The sequence below is a fragment of the Pseudomonas marginalis genome, from assembly GCF_900105325.1.
GTDB classification, from domain to species: domain Bacteria; phylum Pseudomonadota; class Gammaproteobacteria; order Pseudomonadales; family Pseudomonadaceae; genus Aquipseudomonas; species Aquipseudomonas marginalis.
Window position 1 is genome coordinate 755,899 of the sequence record NZ_FNSU01000003.1, and the last position, 18,235, is coordinate 774,133.

Sequence of the window (18,235 nt, forward strand, 5' to 3'; positions counted from 1 at the left end):
GTGTGCGGTCGTCTTCACTGCAGGCCGGAAAGGCCAAGGGCGGGGTCGATTCCATCGAGTGCGGCGGCCAGAGCCTTGGCCTTGTCGGCGATCTGCTTGCGCTGATCGGCGGTAACGCTGTCATACGTGGCGTAGCCTTTGTCGAGCTTGAAGCCCTGGAGCTCGGCATCGAAGGCGGCGAGGGCGCTGTCGACTGTCGGCAGCAGGTCGGCGGCGGACTTGGTCAGCAGCGGACGCATCAGTTCGACCACCTTGTGCGCGGCCTCCAGGTTGGCGGCGAAACCATTCAGGTCGACATGGCTGTAGCGCTCTTCTTCACCGCTGATGGCGCGTACATCCGCCAGGCTGTTGAGGTTGCGCACCACGATGCTCACCAGTTGTTCCGGCGGCAGCGACTGCGCCAGCAACTGCTGTTTGAGGCGGGTGACATCGGTGACCAGGCGCTGCGCAATCGGCCCCAGGCCATCAAGGCTGCGTTGCTGGAACAGGCTGTATTCGAGGCGATGGAAGCCGCTGAAGGCCGGGTCTTGCTCACGTTTTTCAAAGTAATCGGCCCGGGCGTTGATGGCGTTGTCCAGCTCGGCCAGGCGCTGCGAGGCCGGGGCCAGACGTTGGTAAGCCTCACGGGCCGGCACGTACAGCGCTTGCGCCTGGGCCAGGTCACCGGCATCGATCGCCTGTTGCAGGGCGGTCACGGCCTTGACCAGGGCACTGCCCTGGCTGCTCAGGTACACGCGAAACTCCGACAGCGGGCCGATAAACGCCACCATCGACGGCTTGGCCTTGGCCTGGGCGTCGGATTCTGCGGTTGGCGTCACATGCAGGGTGCCGCGCGGGTTGCTCAGCAGGCCGCACGTGATCGCATAGTCGCCTGGCAGCAGGTTGGCGTTGATCACCTGGCTCAGGCCGGGGGCGATGTTTTCGCGTTCTTCGACCACCAGCACGCCGTCGAGGATTTCCCACTCCACCGCCCGGTCAGAGCGGTTGATGATGCGAAAGCTCGCACGGCCGGCCGGCACCGTCAGTGCATTGGGCTCGCAGGCATGGCCATGGATGGTCACGGCGATTTCATCGTGGTTGGTCTGGCGCTTGCTGGCCGCCAGCTGCGAGGCGTAATAGAACAGGCCACCGGCGGCGATCATCACGACCACCGAGCCGGCTACCGCCCAGCGCAGGGCGCGGGGGGGCGAAGCGGGTTGAGGCGTTGGGTTGGACAAGAGACGGTCCTTACTGGCTGGAAACGGAAGAAGGGCTGGCGGCAGGCTTGGGCGGTGCCGCGGGCAGGAAAAACATCACCAGCGCCACCACCAGATACATCAGATAGGCGCCCAGGGTGCTGACGGTCGGCGCTTCCTGGTAGCCGAACATGCCGGCCAGTACCGAACCGAGCGGGCTGTCCATCGGCAGCTCGGCGCTGAAATCGAACAGCACGGTCTGCCAGTGGTTCCACACGCCCGCTTCATGCAGGGCTTGCACCGAATTGGCGAGGATGCCGGCGGCGACCACGAGGATGAACAGGCCGGTCCAGCGGAAAAACGCACCGAGGTTCAGGCGCATGCTGCCGGTGTAGATCAGGAAGCCGACGATGATCGCCAGGACCAGGCCGAGCAGGGCGCCAATCGGTGCGCCTGGGCCTTCGCTCTGTTGGAACACAGCCAGCAGGAAGAACACGGTTTCCAGGCCTTCACGAGCGACGGCAAAGAACACCATGAGGATCAGCGCCGTGACCTGGTGTTTGGAACCGGTCAACGCCTGGTCAAGGGAGGCGTGCAGCGAATGCTTGATGGAGCGCGCGACCTTGCGCATCCAGAACACCATGGAGCTGAGGATGCCCACGGCGACCAGGCCGACGATGCCCTCGAACAATTCCTGCTGCTTCTGCGGAAACTCGGCACTGACCAGTTCCAGGCCACCGCCCACCAGCAAGGCCAGGGCCGCGGCGAGGAACACGCCGATCCATACGGCGGGCATCCACTGGCCGCGGCCGGTTTGTTGCAGGTAACTGGCGATGATGCCGACGATCAGCGCAGCTTCAATGCCTTCGCGCAGCATGATTAAAAAGGGAACGAGCATCGGGCACCGCAGCTTAAGTAGGTAGGAAGCTAAGTTGTAACATAATGATACTCATTGCTAAACAGGAAAACTTGACGTTTGCTGAACAATGGCTGAACGGTGGTGGCGAATCGCAACCCACCTTATGATGCACGGCATCTCGAATGCCGCCGGATTGCCCAACCTCCCATGTCGGAAAAAGACACCATCTCCATCCATCTCGTGCGCGAAGCTTTGTTGCAGAGCTGCGCACCGGGGCCGGCCACCGTCGAAGCCTTGAGCAAGGTCGGGATCGATCCGGCATTGCTGGAACAGCCCGTGGCCCGCGTTCCGGCCACCGCCTACGCCCGTTTGTGGCGTCTGCTGGCCAGGCGCATGGACGATGAGTTCTTCGGCATGGACCCGCGCAAGCTCAAGTCCGGTAGCCTCGAGTTCCTTTGTCGCGCCGCCATTGCACAGCCCAGCCTGGCAGCGGGCCTGCAAACCGGCCTGGGGTTCCTCTCGCTGATGCTGGAACACTTGCCAGCCCAGCTGGTGCGCCAACAGAGCCTGGCGGAAATTGTGTTGCAAGAACCCGAGCCAGCGCCCAAGCGCGCATTCACCTATTTCACCTACTGGATGATCGTGCACGGCGTCGCCTGCTGGCTGGCAGGCCGGCGCATCCCGATCCTGGCCATCGAACTGCGCTGCCCGCAGCCGGACTTTTGCGATGACTACCAGGTGATGTTTTCCGACAACCTGCGTTTTGATCGGCCACGCACGCGGATGATCTTCTCCGCCGACTGCCTCGACCTGCCGATCAAGCGCAGCCCGGAAGAACTCAAGCGCTTCCTCGGCCATGCGCCGGCCAACATCCTGGTCAAATACCGCAACCCCGACAGCCTGGCTACACGCATCAAGCACGACCTGCGGCAAATGCCTCCCGACACCTGGCCTGAGACCGAGGGCCTTGCGGCCACGCTGTGTATCTCCGCTTCCACGCTGCGCCGCCGCCTGGCGGAAGAAGGGCAGAGCTACCAGGGGCTCAAGGACAGCGTGCGCAAGGAGTTGGCGATTGTGTGGCTGGCCGAACCGCAGATCAGCTTTGCCGAGATCGCGGCGCGGTTGGGGTTTGCCGATACCAGTTCGTTTTATAAGGCGTTTCGCAAGTGGGTGGGGTCCAATCCTGGGCATTACCGCAGTTTGATCCTGGGGGAACCTCGTTGAGTCGCGCACAGGCTGCTGGCGGCCAGGACTTTTCCGATCCCATCCATTCGGGGCAGGGTAGACACTCTTCAATCGTGAAAGCGAGTTCTCCTGATGTCCAAGGTCGTTGCTACGCCTGAACCCGTTGCAGTGGGTTTTCCATCCACGGCCACCGGGATTCAGCCAGATCGTTCCCCAGAGGTCATCCGTCCGGAGCCTTTGCTGCGCCCTTCGACGCTGGTTCATCACATCCCCGGCCAATTGCAGGGCATCAGCGATTTTTCGCAAGCCCTGCTCGACACGGCGATACTGGAAGCCAGAAATAAGGAACGCTGGATCGCTGCCTTGGAGCGCCACGTGCAGGGCAAGGCGGATCAGGACACTATCGACCTCGCCGAGATCCGCTTTTCAAGCGTCACGAGATCCACGCTGGCGACCGATGTACAGCGTGGGCGCAAGGCCCTGGCCGCTTTGGCAAATCGTCCAGGCATGCAGGCGGCCTGGGAAAAATATGGAATCGACAGCCAGACCGCCCATCTACGCATCTTCGATGGACGCTTGGAGGTATTGGACAGTGCAGGGCGCTGGATCGATTTGAGCGAGCCTGTATCCGCCCGGCCAGGCTTGAAGAAACGCTTCGACACGCTGTTGGACATGGCGCAAACCACCGGACATATCCTCCATTCCACGGGCGAAGTCGATGCATTGCAGATGCTGCGCGTGACGCTACCCAACGCCGACGGGCAGGATGTCCCGCGTTCGGCCAAGGTCATTCGCAACCTGATTGGCTGGCAGCGCCATCCGCTTCCCTCCAGCCCGCCGATGGGCAACTATACCGGGCCCTGGCTGGCGCTGGACTCGCCGCTGAAACTGAGCCAGCAAGACCGCCAAACGCTGGTTGGGTCCTTTGAACGCTTCGTCGGCCCGCAGTGGCTGGATAAACAGCAGCCTCTTTCCGGTGATGTCGATGCGCACATCCTTGGGCGGTTACGCAGCCAGAAGAATCTCAATGTGTACCGCCAGCACCGTTTGCTGGAAGGGCTGAACGCTCCCCACGATGGTTTGCGCAAACAGCAGCTCAATCAGTTGCAGGTCACCGCCCATCTGTTGCGTATTGATCCGCACCTGGGGCAGCAGAGAAATCACGTGGCGGGGTATGACCTGTACTCGCTGCAAAATGCCGGGCTCAAGATGGCCGATGCCCGCAAAGACCTGCACATGCACCTGGTGCAGAACAAAGGCGTGAGTCCGGACGCCGTGGAGGTTGTCAGCCATCTATTCCTGGCGACTGTCGCGCCGGAGTTTCTGGTGCGGGATATCCCCGACACCGTGCATATCGGTTCTCCCGCCTGGCTGGTGTTGAGGAAAACCGTTGCCCTGCTTGAAGCCCTCGCGCCAGGATCGAGTCGGACCCTGACCTATGCTCAAGTGCTGGAGCGCGCGGCTCTCCAGCCTCCAACACCCACACTGGTGCCGTTGTTCCAGGCGGCCGAGGCAGATCCGTTGCTGGATTGGGGCGTGCTCAATGGCGTGATCGCGGGCCGTGCCGATGACCGTTACACCGTGGAAGATCTGCGCAAGAGCGCGGGCAAATACAAGGACTATATCCAGACCACGCAAAAGGCCACTGCGGTCCTGCAGACCCCTCCCGTGACGCGCAGAGCCTTGGCCCAGGCGGACCTCAAGGCGGTGTTCCCAGGGCGAGACTTGGATAAGCCCGTGCAGAGAGATACCTATCCGATGCCTTTTTTCATGGCTGATCCCTCCCATGAATTGAGCTTGATCGACCTGCATATGATGGGGGCGTTGAAGAACGGTGAGTATGCGCAAAAAGTGGCCAACGGTCCCTTTGGCGGGACTACGGCAGAAACGGGCGGAGAGCTCGCCGACCTGCAGGCGGGTTTTAATCGGCTTCGGTTTACCAAAGACATGCTCGACCGTTCGGTAAAGTCGGGGGGCGACACGTTCACCTCAGCCATCACCACACGTCTCAAGGAACTGTTCAGCAAAATGCCCTATCAGGACCGACAGCTGCTTGAGCGAGAAGAACTGACGTTTTACCGGGTCGAGGGCGAGTCCATCACCGCCGAAGGAAAGGCCATCAGCGATGCGGCGGAACAAACGGAGCGGGTAAAGGGGCGCTATGGTTTTATCGTCCAGGCGGGACAGGGTGACAATGCGAAATGTTTTGAGTTTTGGCCCTTGAGGGGCGAGTACTTCGAGCGTCCCGATTTCCTCAAGGCACTGGCCCGAGGCGAAGCGCAGGTGCCCCGTGTGTGGGTGACGAAACTGCAATCCCACGCGGACGGCCATGGGGCCGGGGAGTCCGAGGTACAGATACGCGCCTTGCGCGAAACCCTGCCGGCCGGCAGCGGGCGCGGATCATTGGCAGACGGCGGATACTTTTCGCAGAAAACCAGGGATTTTGCCGCCTATGTACGGCGCCATGACCTGGTGCTCAATCGCCAGGAACTCCTGGACTCCGCCATGGGCACGACGCCGCGTGAGCGTTTCGAGGCGCGCACGCAGGAAGCGGTCAAGACCATTGAAGACCTGCTTATTCCGTTCAAGGGATGCTACGACGACATCGCCTCCGGGCGCGTGAAGACCGAGCTGGGCGCGCTCACCGGCTGTGCGCTCGACGCTGTGATGATCGGCTCCGTGGTCGCTGGCGAGGTTGTGGAAGGGGCGCAGGCTGTCAGTCGGGCGGAGACTGCCTTGTCCAAGATGTCGGCGGCCACCAGAGCGTTTGGTGCGCTGAGCAATAACCTGTTCAACCCTGTTGCGGGTTTGGAGCAGCCGTTAAAGGCAGGCTACGAATGGTTGAGCAGCCGCCCTGTTTTTCGTCTTGGCAGGCCGCTGGGGGAGCTCCGTGCGACCTGGAAGACCGCGATGAAGGAGCAACTGGGCGCGCCGCCTTTTGCCACCGAGCGTCCCCGGAAAATGCGCAGGCCTTCCGTTGACGGTGAGCAACCACGTCCTCACGACCCGGCTCAACTGCCCACTCTGGAGACCGCCGGGACGCCCGCCGCGACACCCCTCCTTGAGCAAAGCCGTCAAGCCATTGAACGAGCACTGCCCATCGCCCGGGAGCGACTCAATGGTGCCTTGAGTGCGTTGTCCGATCCTGAGTTCGAGAAAGACCTCAAATTCGTGTGCAAAACCTTCTTCGGCGCGGATTCCGAGGACGTCGTGGCTGCCTTTACGCGCAAGCAGCGCACCATGAAAGTTGATTTGGACAAGCTGGATCTTTCCAACATCAACTTACTCGAAAACGAAGGCACGGAGTGGCAGGCCCAGCTCCTGCCGTCGTCCTATAGCCGTTACAAAGCAGGCTATCGCCAGGAAAAATACATAGAGGTTAATGTGAACGGCGCCACGGACTATTACCGCAGCATGGGGAGTAGCGACGATGCCATGGCCAACACACTGATCCATGAGCAGGCCCATGGTTTCCCCGGTGATGAGGATTATGTCTATTCCGGCGCGATCAAAGGCGGACGCGAGGACATTGCAGACTTGCTCAACCTGGGCAACACCACGGACCCCAAGCACTTTCGCCACTTGGGGGACGAGGTGCAGGAGGCGACCTTGAGCTTGTTCGCCAAGGCGCCCCAGGCGCATAACGCCGATTCGACCCTGTTCGGCATTGCGTTGCTGGACCAGGCTAAAAACAACCGGGCGTTGTACGAGGAAAATGTGGAGGCGATTCAACAGGCACTGGACAAGGCCAAGGCCACAGGTGGTGTAATTACCGAACAATTGCCCGTCAGGATTATTCGCAAGCGTGCAGTCAGCAGCGCTCCTTTACCGCGCTTTGTGCTGGTGCGCCATGATCAGACCGGCAAAATCGTCCAGGTGCTGGAGCGGCTCCCCCGGCCGGGCGGGCACGGGCCTCACGCTCCACGGTCTGTCAGCGATGTCGTTCAAGAGGTGTTCAAGTGGCACTGAAGCGCATGTTTGAATGCACTGGGGAAAGACGGATTGGCTGAAATTTGCCGTTTAAAACCACGATAGTTCAACGACTCGACGGCCCCGTGGAAAACCTGGGACGATTCAAGCTTCTTGTTTTTTTAAATGGTCTTTTTGCCCACTTGACAGCAATGTTGTACTTACACCCAATAAACCAACAAAACAGGAGACTGCAACGATGATCAACGTCACCGAAAAACCATATGCATCCAACAAACCGCCGAAAACAGTATAGGAGATGCCGATAATAACTGAGTTAACCAAGTTCGCAACAGATAGGCACGATGCTCGGATGTGTGACTCAATATTGTCATGAATATAGGTTTCGTATGAGGTTTCATATATGGCAGGGAGCGACATGATTAGAAGGAAGCTTGCGACCGAAGTGGTTGTACCGATATTCAATGAAAGAATGAAAAGAAGAAAGGTGGCAATAAGGGTGGTAGAGAAAGCAATTATGCCGAGAGAAAAACGAGAACAAAAAAAGCCAGCAGCCATGAACATTAATGCCGACAGGGCTTCAACAGCAGCATAAATGCCAGCGATGATAGGTACCTCTAAACCCTGCATGGAAAAAAAGGGTTGGCCATAGATGAACAAGGGGATCGTTGAAAGCTCGAATAAAGCATATCCAATAAACAAAGGTATAAGAAATGCGCCTTTTTTAGACCGAAAAAAATTAATCAGCGAGGTGAGATGTCCCTCCGTTTTTTCATTAATTTTGTGACTTTTTTTATTCAAATTCAGTGAGAACGCCGGGAGCTTCATTTCGGGAATGAATGTCACAACAACAGCTCCAATGAGCTTTGATGCCGCAAAACAAATATAAACACTGTTCCAAGACCATGTGTCTTGTAATACGCCACCAAGCAGCATAGATAAGCCTAATGAAATCGCACCAATGGCACGGGCGCGTGAGAGTATTTTAGGATACTCTTCGGCGCGATGCTGGGCCAGTAAGTTATCATACAGTAATGCCCTGTCCGAACCGGAGCCCATGGCAATGCTGGCGCCGAACAGACAAAATATTATGGCGAAAGGAATAAAGGAGGAAAATAGCAGAAATCCAATGCCGCTTATAAATAACCCTAAAAAGCCGAGTATGAGAGAACATTTACGACCATATCGATCCGCGAGCAAACCGGATGGGATTTCTAACGCTACGGAAGAGAAGAATAAAAAAGATTGAAGAATGCCTATTTCTCCTTGTGTGATTCCAAGTTGCAGCAGATAAAGTACAAACAGGCTTCTTTGGACATCAAGGTTCATAAAGATTGATAAGGAGTAATATAGGTTGTCGTGCTTGTTTTTGAGTGGGTTCAGGGTGCTCATTTTTATTTAAATATCTGTCTTTTTAAGCTGACGATATTTAAAGTTTAAGGTGCATCCATTTTTTTTAGAAGGCCTCATTTTCTGTGTTGTAGAAGAAATGGCAGCCGCAATAAAAAGCATGTACTCCTGATTGCCAGGCGCAGCGCGGTATTAGGAAGTGACCTACGAAGGACTTCTTGTTTCGCTTACAGAAGTAACTTTCAACATTTTAGGACGCTCCAAACAAAAAAAGCCCCATGACCAAATAGGCCACGGGGCTAAAAATTGGCTGGATGCGACCAACCAAAGGAGCTCTTTACGTTACTTGGCAGTCGCCACGACGGTGTCTGGCTTCCAGCCACCTCCCAGCGCCTTGTAGATCGCCACAATCCCGCGATACAGGTCCACTTCGGCCTGGGCCTGGGAGTCTTCGGCGGCCAGGCGTTCGCGTTGCGCGTCGAGCAGGACGAGGAAGTCCACGGTGCCTTCGCGGTAGCGGATCGCGGCGAGGTCGGCGGCGGCGCGGCTGGATTCGCTTTGGCGGATCAGCGAGACCAGGCGTTGCTGACGCTTGCCGTAATCGCTGAAGGCATTCTCGGACTCTTCCAGCGCCAGCAGCACTTGCTGCTCGTAGGTCGCCAGGGCGCCATCGGCTTCGGCGTCTGCACCCCGCAGGCGGGCGCGGACGCTGCCCAGGTCGAAGGCGGCCCAGGTGATGCTCGGGCCAAGGGCCCAGGCATTTGCGGCGGACGAACCGATCTGCGAACCGCGCCCGGCGGTGAAGCCGAGGAAGCCGCTGAGGCTGACCCGTGGGAACAGGTCGGCCTTGGCTACGCCGATACGCGCGGTGGCGGCGGCCAGTTTGCGTTCGGCGCTGAGGATGTCCGGGCGCCGTTGCAGCAGTTGCCCCGGGTCGCCGATCGGCAACGCCTTGGCAATCGCCGGCAGGTCTTTCGGGCCCAGGTCCACGGTCAGCTTGTCGGGGCGCTGGCCGAGGAGGGTGGCGATGCGGTTACGCTCACGCACCTGTTCGGCCTGCAGTTGCGGCACGCTGGCCTCCACTGCTGCGAGGCGTGCGTCGGCACGCTCCACGTCGAGTTGGTCACCCACGCCGGCATCCCGCAGGCTGACGGTGATGGTGCGCGAGTCCTGCTGGTTCTTCAGGTTGTCGAGGGCAATGCGTTCACGCAGTTGCGCGCCGCGCAGTTGGCCGTAGGCGTCCACCAGTTCGGCAATCAGGGTGACTTGCAGTTGGTACAGGTCGGCCTCGGCGGCTTGCTGGTCGGCGTCGGTGGCTTCCAGGTTGCGCTGGATGCGCCCGAACAGGTCCAGTTCCCAGGCCATGTCCAGGCCCAGGTCGTAACGCTCGGTCTTGACCCGGCGGGTGGTCTGGCCGGGAATCTGGCCCTTGCCCTGGTCGCTGCTGACGCGGCTGGTAATGGTCGGCATGGCGTCGTTGCTGGCGTCATCACGAATCGCCCGCGCGGCCCGCAGACGGGCAAACGCCACGCGCAGATCACGGTTGCCTTGCAGCGATTGCGTGACCAACTGGTTGAGGGTCGGGTCGTCGAACTGCTGCCACCAGATGCCTTCGAACTTGGCGTGGTCATACTGCTTGGCATCCGCGGCGGCGGTGATGTTCACCGCCTCCGGGGTCTGGGTCTTGTAGTCCGGGCCCACGGCACAGGCGCTCAGCGCCAGGACCAGCAAGCTCGGCAGGAATACTTTCACACTCATTGCTGTGTCTCCAGCTTCAAGGCCTTGGCCGCTTTGCGCGCTTCGCTGCGCTCCACATAGCGACGGATCAGTACGTAGAACACTGGTGTCAGCAACAGGCCGAAGAAGGTCACCCCGATCATCCCGGAGAACACCGCCACGCCCATGGCATGACGCATCTCGGCACCGGCACCGCTGGACAACACCAGTGGCACCACACCCATGATGAAGGCGAACGAGGTCATCAGGATCGGCCGCAGACGCAGGCGGCAGGCTTCCAGTACCGCAGCGAGCGGGTCGAGGCCTTCCTGCTGTTTGTCCTTGGCGAACTCGACGATCAGAATCGCGTTCTTGCACGCCAGGCCCACCAGTACGATCAGGCCGATCTGGGTGAAGATGTTGTTGTCGCTACCGGAGATGATTACCCCGGTAATGGCCGACAGCAGCGTCATCGGGACGATCAGGATCACCGCCAGCGGCAGGCTCCAGCTTTCGTATTGGGCGGCCAGGACCAGGAACGCCAGCAGTACGCAGAGCGGGAACACGAACAGCGCAGTGTTGCCCGAGAGGATTTGCTGATAGGTCAGGTCGGTCCACTCGTAGGTCATGCCGTTGGGCAGTTCATCCTTCAACAGTTTTTCAATCGCCGCCTGGGCCTGGCCGGAGCTGTAGCCCGGTGCCGCGTTGCCGTTGATCTCGGCGGTGATAAAGCCGTTGTAGTGCATCACGCGGTCCGGCCCCGAGGTGTCGCTGACCTTGATAAAGGTCGCCAGCGGGATCATCTCGCCCTTGTTGTTGCGTACTTTCAGCTGGCCGATCTGGTCGGCGTCCTGGCGGAACTGTTGTTCAGCCTGCACGTTGACCTGGTAGGTACGCCCGAAGCGGTTGAAGTCGTTGGCATACAAGGAACCCAGGTAGACCTGCAGGGTGTCGAAGATGTCGCTGATCGCCACGCCGTGGGTCTTGGCCTTTTCGCGGTCGATGGCGGCATCGACCTGGGGCACGTTGACCGTGTAGCTTGTGAACAGGCCGAACAACTCGGGCACGCCACGGCTCTTGGTGATGACGTTCTGCACTTCTTTGTACAGCTCGTCATAGCCGAGGTTGCCACGGTCTTCGATCTGCAGGCGGAACCCGCCGATGGTGCCCAGGCCCTGTACCGGCGGCGGTGGGAAGATCGCCATGTAGGCTTCTTCGATGTTGGCGTACTGGCCATTCAACGCACCGGCAATTGCCCCAGCGGACATGCTCGGGTCTTTACGCTCATCGAACGGCTTCAGGGTCACGAACACAATGCCGCTGTTCGGGCTGTTGGTGAACCCGTTGATCGACAGACCAGGGAAGGCAATCGCAGCTTCCACACCGGGCTGCTTCAGGGCGATCTCCGACATGCGCTTCATCACGTTTTCGGTGCGGTCCAGGCTCGCAGCGTCGGGCAGTTGGGCGAAGGCCACCAGGTATTGCTTGTCCTGGGCCGGTACGAAGCCGGTCGGGGTGTGGGCAAACCCGAAGAAGGTCAGCACCATCAGGCCGGCGTACACGAACAAGGCAATGCCCGTGCCGCGAATCACCCGGCGTACGGTACTCACGTAGCCATGGCTGGACTTTTCGAAAAAGCGGTTGAAGGGACGGAACAGCCAGCCACCGAGGAGCTTGTCGAGGACCTTCGAGAAACGATCCTTCGGTGCGTCGTGACCGCGCAGCAACACGGCGGCCAGGGCAGGGGACAGGGTCAGCGAGTTGAACGCCGAGATCACCGTCGATATCGCAATGGTCAAGGCGAACTGTTTGTAGAACTGCCCGGTCAAGCCACTGATAAACGCCGCTGGAATGAACACCGCACACAGCACCAGCGCCGTGGCGATGATCGGCCCGGTCACTTCGCTCATGGCTTTTTCAGTCGCCGGGAACGGCTCCAGGCCCAGCTCGATATTACGTTCGACGTTCTCCACCACCACGATGGCGTCGTCCACCACGATGCCGATGGCCAGTACCAATCCGAACAGCGACAGCGCGTTGAGCGAGAAGCCGAACAGGTGCATCACCGCAAAGGTCCCGATCAACGAGACCGGCACCGCCACCAACGGAATGATCGAGGCGCGCCAGGTCTGCAGGAACAGGATCACCACCAGCACCACGAGGATCAGCGCTTCGAACAGGGTGTGCACCACCGCTTCGATGGAACCGCGCACAAAGACCGTCGGGTCATAGGCGATGCGGTAATCCATGCCGGCCGGGAAGCTCTTTTTCAGCTCGGCCATCTTGGCGCGCACATCGTTGGAGATGTCGATGGCATTGGAGCCGGGGCGCTGGAAAATCGGAATCGCGACGGCCGGCTGGTTATCGATCAGCGAGCGCAGTGCGTATTGGCTCGATCCCAACTCGACCCGGGCGATGTCCCTGAGGCGCGTGATTTCACCGTTGGCGCCGGCGCGGATCACAATGTTCTCGAACTCTTCCTCGGTGACCAGGCGGCCCTGGGTGTTCACCGATAACTGGAAGCTGGTGTCAGACGGTGCAGGCTGGGCGCCCAGGGCACCGGCTGCCACCTGGCGGTTCTGCTCGCGGATCGCGGTGACCACATCGGTGGCGGTCAGGTTGCGCGAGGCGGTCTTGTTCGGATCCAGCCATACACGCAGGGAGTAGTCGCCCATGCCGAACAACTGCACGTCGCCGACGCCGCCCAGGCGGGCCAGCTCATCCTTGATATTGAGGATCGCGTAGTTGGACAGGTACAGCATGTCGTAGCGCTGATCCGGGGAGGTCAAGTGCACCACCATGGTCAGGTCGGGGGAGGCCTTGTCCACGGTGATACCGATGCGCGTCACTTCCTCAGGCAGTTTTGGCTGAGTCCGTGTCACCCGGTTTTGCACCTGCACCTGCGCATTGTCCAGGTCGGTGCCCAGGGCGAAGGTGATGGTCAGGGTCAGCTTGCCGTCGGCCGTCGATTGCGAGGACATGTACAGCATGCCCTCGACGCCGGTGATGGCTTGCTCCAGCGGCGCGGCCACGGTTTCACCGATGACCTTGGGGTTGGCGCCCGGGAAGTTGGCGCGCACCACCACGGTCGGCGGCACCACCTCCGGGTATTCGCTGATCGGCAACTGGAACAGCGAGATCGCACCGGCGATCAGGATCAGCAGCGACAGCACCGCTGCGAAGATCGGCCGTGAAATGAAGAACTTGGAAAAATTCATCTTGAGTCGTATCCCTTAACCGCGTGGAGACGCAACGGCTGCGAGCTTGGGCGCGTTTTTTTCCGGCGCCACTTGCTCCAGGTTGCTGGCTTCAAGCGCTTGTCGTTGTTGGGCCAAGGCGGCGAGGGTTTCCTTGCTGGCCATCGGGATGGTTTCCGGGGCGACCGGCGAGCCGGGGCGTGCGCGTTGCAGGCCCTTGACGATAATGGTGTCGTCCTTGTTCAGGCCGCTGCGCACGATGCGCAGGCCTTCGATCTTCGGCCCCAGTTCCACTGCGCGATACGCCGGCTTGTCGCCTTCCATCACCAGCACGAACTTCTTGCCCAGGTCGGTGCCGACGGCCTCGTCGTTGATCAGCACGGCGGAGTAGGTGCCGCTGCCGACCAGCTTCAGGCGCGCATACAGGCCAGGGGTGTATTCGCCCTTGCTGTTATCGAACACGGCGCGCCCACGGATGGTGCCGGTGGCCGGGTTGACCTGGTTGTCGACGAAGTTCATCTGGCCCAGGTGCGGGTTGCCGGTTTCATTCGACAGGCCCAGGTACACCGGGGTGGTAGCGCCACGACGGCCTTGGCGAGCGAGTTCGGTGTACTTGAGGTACACACGTTCATCGGCGTCGAAGTAGGCGTAGACCTTGTCGGTGGAGACCACGCTGGTCAGCGCGGTGACGTCGGCGGTCACCAGGTTGCCGGCGGTGATTTCGGCACGGCTGACGCGGCCGCTGATCGGCGAGGTCACGCGGGTGAAGCTCAGGTTCAGCTTGGCCAGGTCCAACTGCGCCTGGATCCCGGCGACGGCGGCGCGGGCTTCCTGGGCGGCGGTGGTGCGCGAGTCGGCCAGTTCGGCGGAGATCGCATTGCTCTGGCGCAGGCGTTCGCCGCGCTGGGCTTCGTTGTCGCTGCGGGTGGCGGCGGCTTTGGTTTGAGCCAGTTGGGCTTCCAGGCGGCGCACTTCGGCCTGGAACGGACGCGGGTCGATCTGGAACAGCAGGTCGCCTTTCTTGACCAAAGCGCCTTCGGTGAAAGCGACTTGGTCAATCTGGCCAGAGACCCGTGGACGAATCTGTACGGTTTCGGGCGCTTCCAGGCGACCGGTGAATTCATCCCACTCGTTGACCGGCTGCTCAAGCACCTTGGCCACGCTGACTTTTGCCGGTGGCATGGCGGCCGCTTGTTCCGGGGTCTTGCCGCACGCGCTCATCACCACCACGGCCAGGATCGCCAGGGGGAAGCGCAAATGTTTGAGTGACTGTTCCATGAGGTGCATCCGCCAATGTATTTGAGATGGGCGGATCATGCGCGGCGAGGCGGTATGTCACGAATCGAATGAAGCAAAGGTAACTATCATTCGGAATGATATAAGCGCGGGGTTAGCCCTCTAGCATGGGGGTTTCGTTAGGGGGCTATCAATGGGCGTGATGACAAAGGACTGTTGTTGCGTGTGTAACGAACCTCTCAGGTCCTTTGTGTTGAGGCTACATATCCAGATTGCGGTGTAGCTTGACGTCTGCGCGATCAGTCGAATGCAAGCTGTTCCTGGATAGCGCGAATGGGATCATGAGCGAGTTGCTGTTTGCGTGACCGAGTGTGTTTGCGGCCCGATGTTTTAGGTGCAGCATCTTTGGTGGCGTCATCTGGAACCACCCACAGTGCGCTGGCCTTGCCGCCGTCGTTCAGCCGTTCGGCAATCGTTATTTCCATGGCATGGCGAAAGGCTTGCAGTTCTGGGCGGTCTGTTGAGTCGCCCTGGGCATCCAAGTCGTCGATGGTGCGTTGCCAGCCCGCCAGCGCGGGGTAGCTGCGCTTAAGGCTGCGCTTACCGACCACAGCGCTGAGTAATTGGGTGCACAGGTGTTGTCCTTGGGGCGTGAGGCCGTGATAGCTGACGAACTCCTGGCGATTGGTTTCCATACGGATGAAGCGGATATGTTCATCGTAGCGATGGTGACGGGGATGAAAGAAGGTCATGACGTCTGCCGTGGGGTAAAGCGCCGGGGCGCCAGGGAACTTGCCCCAGTCGGCCTTGCCCTTGACCGAATTGCAATCGACACACGCAATCGCCAGGTTGCGCGGATGCAAGGCGAATTGAGGATAGGTGTCGCGTGACAGCACGTGTTCGATGGGTGCTGCACTCGCATGGTTAAGCAACCAGCGCTTGCAGTAACAACACCTGGGCTCCTGGCGGCTTTTCAGCGCTACGCGCAAGCGTTTTTTGAGCGCCGCACAGTCGGCTTTGGCAGGGTCGCCCAGCTTGCCCCAGATAGTTTTATCAAAAGCTTTTGCCCCCTTGCGCAATGCGTGCAGAAACTTGCGCTGTTCGCTGTAGGGGAGCGCTGCCTTCGGCTCGCCGGTGGGGCGGGTCATGCTGGCAACGCCTGTTGCGCAAGGGCAAAGGTTTCGGTGATGGCAAGACTCGCGTGGTCGATGAGTTGCAGGTCCTGTTGGTAGCGCTTGTCTTCGGCGTCACCGGAGGTCTTCATGATGGTTGTCATGTATTCCAGTGCTTTCCTGAGGTCTTCATGTTGTTGGGCATACTTACCCGCCTGGCCCCGGTTGGTTGCTCGAATCGCCTCTGTCACAAGCGCCGCGCAGCGCTCGGCGACTTCCCGGTTGTGCGGGGTGTAGGTCTCGAAGCCCTTGAGCAGGATGGTCTCTACTGAGTGGCGCTGTTCAGGCGCAATTTCTGTCAGTTGATTGTCCTTGGCCATAAAACAATGGCTCAGGTTGTCCTTGGCATTGGCAACCAGCGTCGGTGAATGGGTGGCAATCACGAACCGGGTTTGCAGACGTTCTGCCATCAGGCTGAACAGGCTCGGCAGCAACTGCTGCCAACCGACATGCAGGCTCACTTCTGGCTCATCGATCAGCAGCACTTTGCCGGGGCCGGCGCTTGCCATGATTTTGGCGAACAAGAGCAGCACCTGTTGTTCGCCGGAGCTGAGGTCGGTGAATTTCAGCAGGTTGGAATGGCCTTGGCGACTCAATGCGAGACTCAGTCCCTTGAGGGAAACATGTTCACTGACCGCGAGGGCAAGGGGAATGACTTGGGCGGCCAGGTCGAGTGGTCGCAGCAGTTCGTTGAATGCACCATTGGGCGCAAGGTACAGGCGCTGTTTGAGGCCCATGCGCTCAAGCAGGTTTTCCAGCAACGCCAGGCGCTCAGGTATCTCGACCGTTTCGACCAACAGGTCGATCAACTTGCGCTCGATGGTTTGCGATGAATACCCGGTACTCGTCCGGTCGCCCAGGTAGCGATAATGAGGATACTTCTCGCGATTGCCCAAGGGAAAACGGTCAATCGGCCCGACCACAATGGCCACACTGGCGGTGGACTGTTGCTGCAGGTGGTCAACCAGAGAAGCCAACAACAGGCTTTTGCCGGCACCATTGTTACCGATGACGTAGGTGCAGGAAGATACGCTGCCTGGTTGCGCGAGCAGGTGCTCCAGCGGGCGCCGGTCGAGCAGTGAAATTTCCCGTACTCGATCAACGGGCGGAACCCGAGTCCCGCCGATGCGGGTCCTGAGCACATCCTTGGTGTCCAATTCTACGCAAACGCCGTCGACATCCTCATACCCAGTGTCGAACCATTGGGCAAACAGCCCTTTGAGTGAACCCAGCAGCTTCGACTCAGGGTATTGGCTAAAGCGCAACGCTCCATCTGACCTCCATATCTGGTAAATCGCTGCTGAGAAGTAGGCGAGCTCTTCTGCGCTGACCCCCCGAATCCCAGACAGCAATTTGCGTGTGTCGATGCACAACGTTCTGTCTGCCTGGGATTTTTGGCTATTCAACAACCAGGCGTAGTAGCGGGTGGCGTTGCCAGCGTCGTTATAGCTCGTGAAATCGAACACGGCTTCAAGCAGGTCATTGCTGGACAGGTGTTGCTTGAGTTTATCCAGGGAGGCGGGGGTTGGGGTCCGGCCAGGCGTGAACACCATCAGTGTTCGCCCCGTTAACGTGCCTTCTTCGGTCCGTTGTAACAGTGAGACGAAGGGCTGTTTCAAGTAGACCGGGTTATCCAGCAGTGACAGGCCCTCACGTTTGAAGTCATTCGGCAGACCTTGGATCAGTTCGGCATTGACGCCTTGCACGATCAGTCTGAGTCGGGTCAAGTGGTGTAGGGCCGCGCTACCTTCAACAAGCAAGTATGCAAACCGGCCCTGATGGAGGTCGAAATGCTTGACGAAGGCTTCGCCACTATAGGGCTCCAGGTCGATCAGCCCTTCATCGCGCGCCAAGCCGGTGGCGAGTGCTCCGCTGATCTGGGCATGGCGGCGGTCGAAACGGGCTTGGGTGGCAAGAAAATAAAAAAGTGCGTCGAACAGGTTGAGGCACTCTTCTCCGTCCAGTTGCTCCGTGACCTCATCCAACAGCACTGATAGCTGTTCGTAGGTCTGTTCGTCGCATGCAGTGATTTTTTCGGCGAGGCCACAGTGCTCCATCAGCATGTGCACGCAGGCCTGAATGGTGTCGTGGTAGACCCAGTACTTAGTCTCCCGCTCCTTGACCCATTTAGGGCTGTCCCAGTCCACGATTTGCACGGCGAGGACATAGAGCAAAACCTGCTGGAATTGAGCGTCCGTCATCTCGCTCTGAAGCTGACTGGCCTGTGCGCGTGCTAATAGCTCGCCGAGCCAGATATGACTTTCTTCCATGAATGTCCACCTGTTTCCTATGACATTAGAGACCGGGGACCGCCCCCGAGGTGCATGGGTTTGAAGTTTACCTATCGATTCAAGTAGTGGCGAGTAGCCATTTTCGACTGTCTGCCAGCCACCTAAAAAAATGGGCTGCGGGTTT

The 18,235-nt window shown here is 59.5% G+C and carries 10 protein-coding genes; 2 read left to right on the forward strand and 8 right to left on the reverse strand.

What is annotated here, in order from left to right; translation table 11 throughout:
- Nucleotides 1–14: 14 nt before the first annotated feature.
- Together efeO and efeU are read right to left on the reverse strand one after the other, a co-directional pair.
- Nucleotides 15–1,217 carry an iron uptake system protein EfeO gene (gene efeO / locus BLW22_RS12650; RefSeq protein WP_027607885.1) on the reverse strand — a complete coding sequence of 401 codons (1,203 nt, stop codon included), beginning with the start codon at nucleotides 1,215–1,217 and terminating at the stop codon, nucleotides 15–17.
- Between the two features lie 10 nt (nucleotides 1,218–1,227).
- Nucleotides 1,228–2,073, reverse strand: a complete 846-nt coding sequence (gene efeU, locus BLW22_RS12655) for an iron uptake transporter permease EfeU (RefSeq protein WP_027607884.1) — start codon at nucleotides 2,071–2,073, stop codon at nucleotides 1,228–1,230.
- 168 nt (nucleotides 2,074–2,241) lie between these two features.
- On the opposite strand from efeU, the gene BLW22_RS12660 reads away from it, so the two are divergent.
- Together BLW22_RS12660 and BLW22_RS12665 are read left to right on the forward strand one after the other, a co-directional pair.
- Nucleotides 2,242–3,258 (forward strand): AraC family transcriptional regulator, encoded by a 1,017-nt coding sequence (locus BLW22_RS12660; RefSeq protein WP_065927739.1) that lies wholly within the window; start codon nucleotides 2,242–2,244, stop codon nucleotides 3,256–3,258.
- A 93-nt stretch (nucleotides 3,259–3,351) separates the two neighbouring features.
- The gene (locus BLW22_RS12665; RefSeq protein ID WP_143045126.1) at nucleotides 3,352–7,188 is read left to right on the forward strand and encodes a hypothetical protein; all 3,837 of its coding nucleotides are present in this window, start codon (nucleotides 3,352–3,354) and stop codon (nucleotides 7,186–7,188) included.
- A gap of 105 nt (nucleotides 7,189–7,293) precedes the next feature.
- Here the strand turns inward: BLW22_RS12665 and BLW22_RS12670 are convergent, their stop codons facing one another.
- From BLW22_RS12670 to BLW22_RS12695, 6 genes are all read right to left on the reverse strand, one after another.
- A complete protein-coding gene (locus tag BLW22_RS12670; RefSeq protein WP_074846595.1) occupies nucleotides 7,294–8,541 on the reverse strand; it encodes an MFS transporter in 1,248 nt (415 codons plus the stop codon).
- A gap of 300 nt (nucleotides 8,542–8,841) precedes the next feature.
- On the reverse strand, nucleotides 8,842–10,257 hold the full coding sequence (locus BLW22_RS12675; protein ID WP_074846600.1) for an efflux transporter outer membrane subunit: 1,416 nt from the start codon (nucleotides 10,255–10,257) through the stop codon (nucleotides 8,842–8,844).
- Nucleotides 10,254–13,433: an efflux RND transporter permease subunit gene (locus tag BLW22_RS12680; protein WP_074846603.1), complete on the reverse strand. Its 3,180-nt coding sequence runs from the start codon at nucleotides 13,431–13,433 to the stop codon at nucleotides 10,254–10,256. The genes BLW22_RS12675 and BLW22_RS12680 overlap by 4 nt, the downstream gene beginning before the upstream one ends.
- A 15-nt stretch (nucleotides 13,434–13,448) precedes the next feature.
- A complete protein-coding gene (gene mexE, locus BLW22_RS12685) occupies nucleotides 13,449–14,690 on the reverse strand; it encodes a multidrug efflux RND transporter periplasmic adaptor subunit MexE (RefSeq protein ID WP_074848148.1) in 1,242 nt (413 codons plus the stop codon).
- 257 nt (nucleotides 14,691–14,947) lie between these two features.
- A complete protein-coding gene (locus BLW22_RS12690; protein ID WP_065927734.1) occupies nucleotides 14,948–15,796 on the reverse strand; it encodes an HNH endonuclease in 849 nt (282 codons plus the stop codon).
- The gene (locus tag BLW22_RS12695; RefSeq protein WP_074846607.1) at nucleotides 15,793–18,090 is read right to left on the reverse strand and encodes an AAA family ATPase; all 2,298 of its coding nucleotides are present in this window, start codon (nucleotides 18,088–18,090) and stop codon (nucleotides 15,793–15,795) included. The genes BLW22_RS12690 and BLW22_RS12695 overlap by 4 nt, the downstream gene beginning before the upstream one ends.
- Between the last annotated feature and the right edge of the window lie 145 nt (nucleotides 18,091–18,235).